The 12485-nt window shown below is 67.4% G+C and carries 8 protein-coding genes and 1 pseudogene; 7 read left to right on the top strand and 2 right to left on the bottom strand.

What is annotated here, in order from left to right:
* From Q0741_RS20105 to Q0741_RS20090, 4 genes and pseudogenes are all read left to right on the top strand, one after another.
* A pseudogene (locus Q0741_RS20105) lies at positions 1–212 on the top strand (phenylacetate--CoA ligase); the annotation flags it as partial.
* Between the two features lie 84 nt (positions 213–296).
* On the top strand, positions 297–920 hold the full coding sequence (locus tag Q0741_RS20100) for a TetR/AcrR family transcriptional regulator (RefSeq protein ID WP_298234969.1): 624 nt from the start codon (positions 297–299) through the stop codon (positions 918–920).
* A 139-nt stretch (positions 921–1059) separates the two neighbouring features.
* On the top strand, positions 1060–3270 hold the full coding sequence (locus Q0741_RS20095) for a hypothetical protein (protein WP_298234968.1): 2211 nt from the start codon (positions 1060–1062) through the stop codon (positions 3268–3270).
* Between the two features lie 598 nt (positions 3271–3868).
* Complete coding sequence (locus Q0741_RS20090; RefSeq protein WP_298234967.1) at positions 3869–6745, top strand: PAS domain S-box protein; 2877 nt, start codon at positions 3869–3871, stop codon at positions 6743–6745.
* On the opposite strand, the gene Q0741_RS20085 is transcribed toward Q0741_RS20090, so the two are convergent.
* Positions 6742–7344, bottom strand: coding sequence for a phenylacetic acid degradation protein PaaY (locus tag Q0741_RS20085; protein WP_298234966.1), 603 nt, complete (start codon positions 7342–7344; stop codon positions 6742–6744). The genes Q0741_RS20090 and Q0741_RS20085 overlap by 4 nt on opposite strands.
* 230 nt (positions 7345–7574) lie before the next feature.
* Here Q0741_RS20085 and pcaF point away from each other — a divergent pair, with 230 nt between their 5' ends.
* A complete protein-coding gene (pcaF, locus tag Q0741_RS20080) occupies positions 7575–8789 on the top strand; it encodes a 3-oxoadipyl-CoA thiolase (RefSeq protein ID WP_298234965.1) in 1215 nt (404 codons plus the stop codon).
* 140 nt (positions 8790–8929) lie between these two features.
* Here the strand turns inward: pcaF and Q0741_RS20075 are convergent, their stop codons facing one another.
* On the bottom strand, positions 8930–10108 hold the full coding sequence (locus Q0741_RS20075; RefSeq protein ID WP_298234964.1) for a beta-galactosidase: 1179 nt from the start codon (positions 10106–10108) through the stop codon (positions 8930–8932).
* 765 nt (positions 10109–10873) lie between these two features.
* Here Q0741_RS20075 and Q0741_RS20070 point away from each other — a divergent pair.
* Positions 10874–11116 (top strand): hypothetical protein, encoded by a 243-nt coding sequence (locus Q0741_RS20070; RefSeq protein WP_298234963.1) that lies wholly within the window; start codon positions 10874–10876, stop codon positions 11114–11116.
* Between the two features lie 15 nt (positions 11117–11131).
* The gene (locus Q0741_RS20065) at positions 11132–12406 is read left to right on the top strand and encodes a DUF2325 domain-containing protein (RefSeq protein ID WP_298234962.1); all 1275 of its coding nucleotides are present in this window, start codon (positions 11132–11134) and stop codon (positions 12404–12406) included.
* The last annotated feature ends 79 nt before the right edge of the window (positions 12407–12485 follow it).

Below are 12485 nucleotides of genomic sequence, written 5' to 3'. Positions count from 1 at the left end.
GGCTGCTGGACGAGGTGCTGGTGCGCTGCGAGCTGCAGCCCGCGCTGGGGCCGCAACCGGGCGCGGTGGTGCAGGAGATCGCGAAGTGGCTGCAGCACCGCATCAAGACGCTGGTGGGCATCAGCACGCGGGTGGAGGTGATGCTGCCGGGCTCCATCGAGCGCACCCTCACCGGCAAGGCGCGCCGCGTCATCGACCGGCGCGCGCGCTAGGCGCGGCGCCGGGGGGCGGGCCGGCTGCTGCAAGATGGCGGGTTTCACGTTTTCATGCAGCAGCTCACAGAGGAACGAAGTCCCATGGCCCGCATCCGCACCTCCGGCTTTGAAGAGCAGCGCGAAGCCATCCTGGCCCAGGCCGCCCGGCTCTTCGCGCAGCGCGGCTACCCCGCCACCTCGATGAACCAGGTGGCCGAGGCCTGCGGGCTGTCCAAGCCCACGCTCTACCACTACTACAAGGACAAGTACGCCCTGCTCGTGAGCATTGCCGAGGGGCACGTGGCCAAGCTGGAAGGGCTGGTGAACGACGTGGCCGCCGCCGGGCTGCCGGCCGAGGCGCGGCTGCGCGAGCTCATACGGCGCTTCGTCGAGGAATACGCCCACGCCAAGGACGCGCATCGCGTGCTGACCGAGGACGTGCGCTTCCTGGTGGAGGAGGACCGCGAGCGCGTGCTGGAGAAGGAGCGCCGCCTGGTGGAAGGCTTCGCCCAGGTGCTGGGCGAGATGCGGCCGGAGCTGGGTGGCGCGGGCCTGAGCAAACCGTTGACCATGCTCCTGTTCGGCATGATCAACTGGATGTTCACGTGGCTGCGGCCCGACGGCGTGCTGGACCACGAGGCGATGGCGCCCATCGTCGCCGACCTGTTCCTGGGCGGCGTGCCGGCGGTGCGGGCGCCCGTGACAAGTCTCCCGGACCACCCCTGACAACTTGCTTCCCGCGCATGGGCGAATGCTCCGGTGCGGGGAATGAGGCCGGTTCCTAGCATGGGTCCAAGACGAGACCTGCCCGGCAGGGCGGGTCATCACAAAGGGCCGGAAGGCTCGTGAACCTGGGGGACCGACCATGGAACTGAAATGGGCCATCACGGCCGCGCTGCTGTCGGCGGCACTGGCTGGATGTGGAGGTGGAGGAGGGGGTGGCGGCAGTGGGAGCGCCGGCAGCGGCACCTCCACCGGCGGCGCCGCCGACAGCGGTACCGGCGGCACTCCCGCCCCGGCGAGCTGCATGCCCACCATGGCCAATCCCCTGGCTTGCAGCGCCAAGCTGGGCATGGTCCTCATCAATCCGTCGGGCGCGGCCACCACGCAGGTGCAACCGGACAGCGCGGGCACGCTGGTGGTGACGGTCCAGGATTGGGATGGCCGTGCCGTGCCCAACACGGTGGTGAGCTTCAGCACGACGGACAACACGGGGGGCTTCGTCCCCGCCGCGGGCACGGCGCTGACGGACGCCAACGGCGTGGCGCGCATCGGGCTGCCGGCAGGGGCGCGGACGGGCGCCTTCACTGCCACGGCCAACGCCACGGTGCGCGGCTCGACCCTGCAGGCTTCGGTGTCCTATGTCGTTGCCTTCCCGACTTTGGCTCTGAGCGCCATGACGGTGCCCGCATCGCTGTCGGCCGGTGCCAATGCCGCCATCAGCGTCACGGTGCTGAGCAACGACCAGCCGTACACCGCGCCGTTGCCGGTGAGCTTCAGTTCGCCCTGTGCCACGGCCGGCAAGGCCACCCTGAGCTCGCCGGTCACGACGCAGAACGGCGTGGCGTCGGCCAGCTATTCGGACAAGGGCTGCGGCGTGCCGGACGTCATCACCGCTTCCGTCACGCTGGGTGATGCCACCGTCGTGCAAACCGGCACGATCACCGTGCTGCCCGCCACGGCCGGCTCGCTGAGCTTCGTTGCCTCGGACACCAGCAACATCGCGCTGGCGGGTACGGGCGGCATCGGGCGCCAGGAGTTCGCGACGCTGCGTTTCAAGGTCTTCGACACCACCGGCACGGCCGTCAGCGGCACGCGCGTGCGTTTCGGCTTTGCCAACCTCAACGGTGGCGAGATCGCCGCCATCGGCGGCCTGAAGCTGCATCCCGACACCGCCATTTCCAGCCCGGATGGCACGGTCACCACGCTGGTGTCCGGCGGCACGCTCCCGACCTCGGTACGGGTCAAGGCGGTGGTGGACGGCACCAACCTCTCCACGCTGTCCAACGTGCTGGTGGTCTCCACAGGCGTGCCTGACCAGCAGCACTTCTCGCTGTCCACCACCACCGGCAACTGCGAGGGCTGGACCCTGGACCAGGACGAATGCTCCATCGTCACGGTGCGCATGGCCGACCACTTTGGCAACCCGGTGCCCGATGGCACCGCTGTCAACTTCACGGCCGAAGGGGGCAACATCGAGGCATCGTGCATCACCGGGCAGCTCCTGCCGTCCACCACCCCGGCGGGCGAATCCACAAACTCGAAGCAGGGCCCCGGCTCTGGTTCCTGCAGCGTCCAGCTGCGCTCGGCAAGTCCTCGCCACCCGGATGATCGATACGTCCCGCCCGCCCAGCGCACGTCCGACGTGCTCAGCCACCGCGGCCGCGTCACGGTGATGGCCTACGCCCTGGGGGAGGAAGACTTCAACGACCGCAACGGCAACAACCTCTGCGACGACTGCGATGCGGCGCGAGACGCAGCCGATTCGGAGTTCACGTCCCAGCAGGACCAGCCGCGCGACATCTACCGGGACGACGACGAGAACAAGGCCTATACCCCTGGTGAGCCTTGCGTGGGACCCAACAATGGGAGTTGCAGCACGCCGGGAGATGGCCGCTACAACGGCGTGCTGCGCAATCCACCGGCTTCACCCGTCGCGCCCACGCTTCCCCCGTCCATCGCGCCCACGACGTACGTGTCGGCGCAACTGGTGCAGATCTTCTCCGGCAGCGAGGCGACCATCACTTTCGAGCAGGCGGACGGCACGGTCATGAGCAACCTGAGCTGCCCGCCCGGCAAGACGGCCAAGGTCTATTTCCGCGCCAGGGATGAGAACGGCAATCCGATGCCGGCCGGGTCGAAGATCGATCTGCAAGCGCTTTTCGGTGTGGTTGGCACCCCGGTGATCCCTGCCACCATGACCGTCAACAACTACGTGCTGAAGCTGCGCGACCCGACCCCGGACCCCCGCTACGAGGCCATCGTCGGTTGTGGCGGCGGCTCGGGTACGCTGATCGTGAAAGTCACGACGCCGGTCAAGAAGGCCGAAAGCGTGGCGACGCTGCCCATCAACTGAGTTGACCCAGGGGACGCGCGGGGCTCGGGCCCGCGCTTGAACGGCCGGTACCGCCAGGTACCGGCCGCTTTCTTTGCGGCGGCTGGATGCGCTCGCACCTCGAATGCGGCATGACAAAACGCCCACCCGGCCTGGGCGAAAACGCCCATCCCGCCTCGCGGATCCGCCCATGTGCAGCCGCGGCCCGCCACCCTAGCATGGTCTCCATGGACACTCGAAACGACACCCGCCGGAGCCGCAGCCGGCCGGTGCATCGGGGTCGGTGCGAGGTTGTCTCCTAGGCGACCCAGGGGGGTCCTTTCGCGGCCGGCGCGCAGTGGCGCCGGCCGCTTTTTCTTTGTGCCGCCCAGGGCCGCGGTTGCCGCAGCGGGCGGTTCAATCCGGTGCCAGGCCCGGCATCCGTTGCGGCGGCGAACCACTCGGCTGTAAACGTCAAGGGAACCTTGCGCTGTCGGCCTGAGTGCGTTGAATGGTTGCCAGAATGTCGGCTGAAGCACTCAAGTCCCGGCTCCGCGGGACGAAAAAGTGAGTAAAGGTTGGAAGTCCTGCGGCCGCAGGACGGCGAAACCTGTTCAGTAGTTGCCGCGGTCCAGCCGTCATGCCGAAATCCGATTCACGTCGTCTTGCCTGGGCTCTGCGTTTCCTGGCACTGTTCCTGGGATATTACGCGTGCGGGCACATCGGCCCCGTGCTGGCGGCCTCGGCGGGCCTCCACGGTATCTTCAATGGAATGGCCGCGGGTGTGGCACTGGCTGCATTCCTGCGGTGGGAATTGTCGCTGTGGCCCGCAGTCTGGCTGGGCGCGTTCGCGCTCGGCCTGGCATCAGGAAACATGGGAGTGGTGGCCGCCGCTATGGCCTGCGGCAGTACGGCAGGCCCATGGCTGGTGGCCTGGATATTGCGAAAACTGGGAGTGGAGCCGCCGCTGAGAGGCGGCGGAAATCATTGCCTGTATTTGATCATTGGCGTCTTCGGAGGCATGGCATTGACTGCCACCAATGGCGTCCTCCAATTGTGGCTGGCCGGGTATCTGCCGGCTCCAGGCCTGCGGTACGCCTGGCTGGTATGGTGGTTGGGCGATGTCCAGGGAGGCCTCACCGTGGGCTTGGCACTGGTCACTGCCGAGACGCGATGCTGGCGCAGCATGGTGCGTGGCCCTCGGCGTATCGAACTGGCCCTGGTATTCGCCATCGTATTGGGAGCCGCCTACCTGGCATTTTCGGAGCAGGGTTCATCCCCGACAACCGGTTTGCTGCTCTATGTGCCTTTCCTGCTGCTGTGCTATTTGGCCGTGAGAACCGAGGCCGGTATGGCCTGCACCATGGCGCTTGTGGTTTCGGCGTCCGCCCTCTGGGCGACGGCGCAAGGCCATGGTCCTTTCCAGAGCGACGACCTGCATCATGAAATGAGCTTGTTGTGGGGCTACACGGCAACGCTTTCCATCGTGACCGCGCTGGTATCCGCCTTGGCGGGGGAACTCCGTGCCAAGGAGCAGCACATGCGCCTGGCGATCAATGCGGCCCATCTGGGGCTGTGGACATGGGATGCCCAAACGGACCGGTTCGCCTACGGAGGCAACCTGGAGAACGTCCGCGGCATGTGCCAGCAGCCCACGGCCTCCAGTCTGGCGGACTGGATGGCCCGGATCCATCCGGACGACCTGCCCAAGGTCCGGGCCAGAATGCGGGAATATTTCTCAGGGGCGGATTCCCTGTTCGAAATCGAGTACCGCCTGAAATCCGATGACGGCCAGTGGAACTGGATTGGCGCACGTGGCCAGGCCGTGGAACGCGGCCCAGCTGGGCGGCCATTGCATTTGGCCGGGGTTTTCGTCAACTTGAACGAGCGCAAGAGGAACGAGGCCGCATTGATCGAGAGCGAGCACCGCTTCAGGCAGATCTTCGAAAGAAACCGTGCCGTGAAGCTCATCATCGATCCCGCCGACGGCCGCATCGAGGATGCCAACCAGGCTGCCTGCAAATATTATGGTTATTCACGCGATCAGTTGCTGGGACTCAATATATCGGCCATCAACACGCTGAGCCCCAGGGAGATTGCCGAGGAAATGAAGATGGCTCAATCGGAGAGCCGGTTGTACTTCAGGTTCCGCCACCGTCTGGCCTCCGGTGAAATTCGGGACGTCGAGGTCTACAGCGGGCCCATCAGCACCGGGCAGGGCGATCTCTTGTATTCCATCGTGCACGATGTCACGGAGCGCAATGAGCTCGAAGAGGAGTTGAAGAAGTTTCAGCTTTTCAGCCAGTATGCCAGCGATGCTCATATTCTGATCGACGCGCAGGCTCATATCCGGTATGCCAATGCGCAGGCTTGCGAAAGCTTGGGATATACCGAAGAAGAACTGCTGAAGCTCAGTATTCCGGATATCGACCCGGTTTTTGACATGGCAGCGGTCCAGGCCCACATGGAGGAGGCCAAGCAGGGGCGCACGGCACCCTTCGAAACCGTGCACAGGGCCAAGAATGGCAAGGTATTCCCGGTCGAGGTTTCCTCGACGGCTCTCAATTTCAAGGGTGAGTGGCTGGCTTTCACCGCATGCCGCGACATCACGGAAAGGAAGGAGGCCGAATCACGGTTGCGGCTGGCGGCGAGCGTTTTCGCGAACGCTCACGAAGGCATCATGATCTGTGATGCCAGACTGAGAATCGTTGACGTGAATCCGATGTTCACGGAGATATCGGGCTATCGCAAGGAGGAAATCAGGGGCCGCTCGGTGCGGCTGCTGGATTCCAGGCGGCATGACAAGACGTTTTTCAAGGCCCTGTGGCGCACCCTGAAGTGCTGCGGCTTCTGGGAAGGCGAGGTCTGGGAACGGCGCAAGGACGGAACCGTCTATCCGACCCGCCTGAACATTTCCAGCGTCCAGGCACCGCAGGAACCCGTCAGCCATTACATCGTCGCCTTCACCGATACCAGTGAACTCAAGGAGCACCAGGCGCGGCTGGAATTCCTGGCGCACTACGACGCCCTGACCCGGCTGCCGAACCGGGCGTTGCTGTCCGAGCGGATGCAAATGGCTTTTGCCCAGGCGCGGCGCATCGGCCAGCGACTGGCCGTGTGCTACCTGGATCTGGATGGATTCAAGCGCATCAACGACGAGCTCGGCCACGACGCCGGCGATGCCGTGCTGGTCGAGGTCGCGCAGCGCCTGCAGCACAGCGTGCGGCTGGGCGATACCGTGGCACGCCTGGGAGGCGATGAATTCGTCCTGCTGCTGCTCGGGGTGGAGAACCGGTCGGCGTGCGACCAGGTGCTCGCCCGGGTGCTGGAGGCGATTCATGCGCCCCTGTGGATCAAGGCGCAGCAGCGTTTCGTCTCGGCGAGCATCGGCTTCACGCTGTTCCCGGACGACGATGGCGACCCGGACACCTTGCTGCGCCATGCCGATCAGGCCATGTACCGGGTCAAGCAGACCGGGAAGAACCGGCAGCAGATGTTCGAGGCGGCGCTGGCCTAGTCCCGCTTCGCCGCCACCAGCGGCTTCACGGACGGCGCCTTCAGTGCCGGCCGATCCGCGTCCAGCGCCGCCAGCGGCTGCACCTCCCGCATCGAGGCCAGGCTGCGCCGCGTCAGGTCCTGGTACACCCGCGTGCCTTCCTGCTTCCACGCGATCTCGCCCTCGCTGAGCGTGCGCAGCGCCTTGGCCGGCACGCCGGCGACCAGCGTGCGCGGCGGCACCTTCACGCCCGCGGCGACGAAGGCGCAGGCCGCCACGATCGCCTGCTCGCCCACCTCCGCCTCGTCCATCACCACCGCGTTCATGCCCACCAGCGCGTCGCGGCGCACCACGCAGCTGTGCAGCACCGCGCCGTGGCCGATGTGGCCGTTCTCCTCCACCACCGTCTCCTGCTCGGGAAAACCGTGGATCACGCAGGTGTCCTGCACGTTGGCGCCGGCCTTGAGCACGATGCGGCCGAAGTCGCCGCGCAGGCACGCGGCCGGGCCGACGTAGCAGTCCGGGCCCACGATCACGTCGCCGATCAGCACGGCGCTCGGGTGCACGTAGGCGCTGGGATCCACCACCGGGATCACGCCTTCGAGGCTGTAGCAGGGCATGGGGTCGTCTCCTTGGGTAGGGGTGTTGTGCCGGTCCGTCGCCCGCCGCTCGGGTTTTCAGGGACCGGGCTTGACTTGCGTCACGAAGTCGCCGGACCTTAATATCTACCGGCCGGTCGGTCAATTCAGCAGGACGCGTAGCGTCCCGCCGCGGCGCCTTCCCGATCCGCTGCCAGCAACCCCTTACAAAGACCCGCGCGCATGCCGCGCCCTCACAGGAGACAAGCCCCATGTCCAAGACTTCGAACGCCTGGATCGTCGATGGCGTGCGCACGCCGTTCGGCCGCTACGGCGGCGCGCTGGCGGGCGTGCGCGCCGATGACCTGGGCGCGGTGCCGATCCGCGCCCTGATCGAGCGCCACCCCGGCCTGGACTGGGCTGCCGTGGACGACGTGCTCTACGGCTGCGCCAACCAGGCCGGCGAGGACAACCGCAACGTCGCGCGCATGGCGGCGCTGCTGGCCGGGCTGCCGGTGGAGGTGGCCGGTGCCACGCTCAACCGGTTGTGCGGCTCGGGGCTGGACGCCATCGGCCAGGGCGCGCGCAGCCTGCGCACGGGCGAGGCCGATCTCATCCTGGCCGGCGGCGTGGAAAGCATGACGCGCGCACCCTTCGTCATGGCCAAGGCCGACAGCGCCTTCTCGCGCACGGCCAAGGTGGAGGACACCACCATCGGCTGGCGTTTCGTGAACCCGAAGATGAAGGCGGCGCACGGCATCGACTCCATGCCCGAGACGGCGGAGAACGTGGCGGTGGAGTTCGGCATCGCGCGCGCGGACCAGGACGCCTTTGCCTGGCGCTCGCAGCAGCGCTGCAAGGCCGCGCAGGAGGCGGGCTTCTTCGCCGGGGAGATCACGCCGGTGGTGATCCCGCGCGCCAAGGGCGAGCCCGTGACGGTGAGCGCGGACGAGCATCCGCGGCCCGACACCACGCTGGAGCAGCTCGGCCGGCTCAAGGGCGTGGTGCGCCCCGACGGCAGCGTGACCGCGGGCAACGCCTCGGGCGTCAACGACGGCGCCTGCGCGCTGCTGCTGGCTTCCGATGCGGCGCTGGAGCGCTACGGCCTGCAGCCGCGCGCGCGGGTCGTGGGCATGGCGGTGGCGGGCGTGCCGCCGCGCATCATGGGCATCGGGCCCGCGCCGGCGACGCAGAAGCTGCTGCAGCGCATCGGCTGGTCGCTGGCGGAGGTGGATGTGATCGAACTCAACGAGGCCTTTGCCGCGCAGGGCCTGGCGGTGCTGCGCCAGCTGGGCCTGGCGGACGACGCGGCCCACGTCAACCCCAACGGCGGCGCCATCGCGCTGGGCCATCCGCTGGGCGCCTCGGGCGCACGGCTGGCGCTCACGGCGCTGCGCCAGCTGGAGCGCACGGGCGCGCGCCGCGCCGTCGCCACCATGTGCATCGGCGTGGGCCAGGGCATCGCGCTGGCCATCGAACGCGCCTGAGCCGCATGGCCCGGGAGCGTCCGGCGCACGGGCCCCGGACGCGACGCGCGCGCCGTGCCGCAGGCGCCCATCGTTGAGCAAGGAACGAAAAAGCGGGCCCTTGCGGGCCCGCTGAACGCGCGCGCCGGTCGGCCTTAGGGTCAGAGCTTGGGCACGCAGGACGCGAAGGTGCTCGGGCACGCCGTGGACAGGCCGCCGGCCGCGTCCTTGGGGAAGCTGCTCGACTTCCACATGGCCAGCACGTTGCTGTAGGGCACCAGCGGTTCGGTCAGCGTCTTGGCCCAGAAGATGTAGTTGGCATGCAGCCGGCCCTTGGCGAAGGCGTAGAGGTCCGTCACGGCCGGGGGCGCGTAGGGGCCGCCCTGGTAGGTGGTGACGTAGTTCTCCGCCTGCACCGAGGGACCCAGCGGCACCTTGCCCCAGGCGGCGTCGTAGTGGATGTAGGCCGAGGCATCCAGCTCGCTGTCGTCGAGGAAGGTGTCCGGGCCGCCCAGCGCCACGCTGTTGCTGATCGCGCTGCTCACCAGCGCCGGCATGTACGGGCGCGGGTAGTTGATGAACTGCATCACCACCGTGTTGGGGAAGGCCTGGCGCGTGGCGGCGTCCACCGCGGCGAGGTTGGTGAAGAAGTCCGCCTTCTGTGTATTGGTCAGCGGAACCACCGCCTGTCCCAGCGCGGTCTCGTTGAAGCCGATGCCTTCGAAGGTGTTGTGGCTGTTGTAGCGCTGGCCCAGCGCGGTGGTCAGCGCGATGAAGCGGTCGCGCACGTTGCCGTTGAACAGCGCGATGTTTTCGCCGGTGGTGGCCTCGGTGCGGACGGTGTCCTTCGCATTGATCTGGATGCGGAACGCGCCGCCGTCGTACTCGTCGGTGTGCATGTAGTCCGGCAGCGCGCGCGCGCCGGCGCTGAAGGCTTTGGTGCCGATCACGATGAACAGCCGCTTGCCCACGGCCTGGGCCTGGGCCAGGTCCTTGTCGATCTCGGAGAAGTCGTAGACGCCCTCGGTAGGCTCCAGGTCGCGCCAGAAGTAGCGCGTCTGCACGCCGCGCACGTTGGGCAGCGTGGAGATCTCCTTGAAGGTGCGCTGCACCAGCGCGTCGGCGGCGCCGGCGCCGAGTTGCACGTAGTGGCCGGGATTCCACTTCACGCGGGTGTCGCCCGGCACCAGCGCCAGGGCGCTCTCGCTGAGCGCCGCCGTGCCGGACGGGGATGCCTGGGACAACGTCGTTTCGCCACCGCCGCCACAAGCCGCGAGCAGCACCAGGGCCGACGCCATGGACCCGGCCAGCGCCGGGCGCAGATTGATTTGGATATTCACGATGCTAATTCCAGTAATACTTCAGAACAGCCCTCGCCGGGCCGGTACTGGAATTCACGACACGCCGGCCGCCAGTTTTTCATGGTTAGCCTGCAAACGTGTTTGTGTAATTCCCGCCTTCAGCGATTTACTGCTTCAGGTGCTTTATCAAGCGGTACAGCCTGTATTTCGACGGTCTGTAAAAGACTGTGAGTAATGTGTTTGTGAAAGCTAGTATCTAAGGTAACTCGATGTGTTGTTACGTTGTTGTGACGATATGTTGGGTTTATCGAAGGCCTTGCTGGAGGATGGTGAACCCAGGAATTTTCTGGGATGGTAAGGACTTGCATGCATAAGACCCGGCCGGCGTACAGCACCTGCCCGAGGTGAACAAGCCGGGCGTTGATACAAATCCAGCCGTTGGTCGATGCCGTTCCATGCGCCAAACTTGTAACTACTGTCGTGATCTCCAAATTTTTCACAGCAATTTTGTCTCTGCTCGGTTTAAGCGCTTAAGAGTGCATGTTTATTTGCCTTAAAGGACTTGGATGAGGCCCAAAGCACCGTGCCGCGTAATTCGAGGCGTGGCTTCAGTGTTGGGGCGGAAAAATTCCGGCTACTTCTGCGCAGTCTTGCGCCTGCCTGGCGCCGCTGCCAGCCAAGCGCTGCTTCATGGCCCAGCCGGACGGCTGACCGCGCGACCGCATTCAGCTACAGATTGCAAATGCGAATGATTCGCAATAAAGTTGGTGCATTGACATCACGGGTGATGGAAGGAGAACCGGCTTGGAGCAACGCAACCCTGAGGACGGCGCCGGCTGCCGGCCGCGGACGGTGGCGCAGGGCGCGCTGGGGCAGGTCCTGGTGTGCGAGCACTGCCGCCAAGTGCACCTGCAGGTGGGCGCGCTCACGCTGCGCCTGACGCCCGAGGCCTTTGAAGAGCTGTCGGAAATGACCTTGTCGGCGCGCCGAGGATTGCAGGCGCGTTTGGCGGATGCATCCCCGGCCGCCTCGGCGGCCTGGCATTGAGCCGAGGAGCCGCCCATGTGTAGCGAAGATCGCCCCGGCCTGGCGCCGTGCCGGCACGCGCAGGCCGCGGCCGCGCAGCTCTTCACCCGCGGCTCGCGCCGGCGCCGCCTGTGGGACCTGGCGCCCACGGCCTATTGCCCGATGGTGGGCGTGTGCGTGCCGCTGCCCCTGCTGCGCCGCGTGGCGCAGAAGGTGATCGCCGGTGCGCTGCCGCAGGACGACTACGAGTTGCACTGCCTGGCTATCCAGGAGTGCAAGGTCCGCACGCCGCTGGCCGAGCGGCTGCAGCGCGAGCTCGACGAGCGCTTCGCGCCCGCCCTGGCCTCCGCGGCGCGCTGCAAGGACGGCGCGGCGCTGGCGCAGTGGTGGCAGCAGCGGCTGCAGGAGGGCGTCGGCGTGCCCGCCGCGTTCTGGGCCGTGCTCACGCATGGCCGCTGCGACGCCGCGCTGGAGGAGCGGGTGCTGCGTGACGTGCACATGCTGCAGCACCAGGCCGGCGCGGCCGAGCGCGTGGACCGCGAGCGCTTCGCCGAGCTGCAGCGCGAGCACGGCGTGCTGGTGCGCGAGCTGGCCGCGGCGCAGCAGCGCAGCACCCAGGCGCTGCAGCAGCGCGCGGCCACCATCGAGCAGCAGGCCGCCGAGCTGGTACGGCTGCGCGCCGCGCTGATCACGCGCGACACGGCACTGGAGAGCCTGCGCGCGGAAGTCGAGGAACTGCGCCGCGGCGTGCCCGATCTGCCCGCGCGGCGCGCCCAGGCCCAGCAGATCGAGCGCCAGCGCCTGCGCATCGAGGCGCTGGAGCGCCGCCTGACGCAGGCCTTGGCGGCACCGGCGCGCCCGGCGGAGGACGTGCCGGCACCTGCCGTCGCGGACGTTCCCGTGGTCACGCCGCTGCCCCTGGCGCCGAAGCTGTCCGACAAGGCCGTGCTGTGCGTGGGCGGGCGCTCGGGTAGCGTGCCGGTGTACCGTCAGCTGGTGGAGCGCACGGGCGGCCAGTTCCTGCATCACGACGGCGGCGAGGAGGACGGCAGCGCGCAGCTGGAGTCCAGCCTGGCCGCGGCCGACCTGGTGATCTGCCAGACCGGCTGCATCAGCCATGGCGCCTACTGGCGCGTCAAGGACCATTGCAAGCGCACCGGTAAACAATGCGTGTTCGTGGACAAGCCCAGCGCCGCCGGGCTGTTGCGCGGCCTCCAGGAGGCCGCCGCGCTGCTGGAGCCGCCCGGGCCCACGGCCGCGCGGGACGCCGCGGCAACGGTTTCGGCCACAACCGCTTGTTCCGAGGGCTGAGCCCGGCCTGCCGCCGCGCTTCGCCTAGGAGGCTGTCGGACTTGAACCTGATCTGCAGTGCGACTGACGCAGGTTGTGG

Origin of the sequence: uncultured Azohydromonas sp. (assembly GCF_937926365.1) — a bacterium.
GTDB lineage: Bacteria > Pseudomonadota > Gammaproteobacteria > Burkholderiales > Burkholderiaceae_C > Azohydromonas.
Note: the sequence above shows the minus strand (reverse complement) of the source record. Positions and strands in the feature narration are given on the sequence as shown.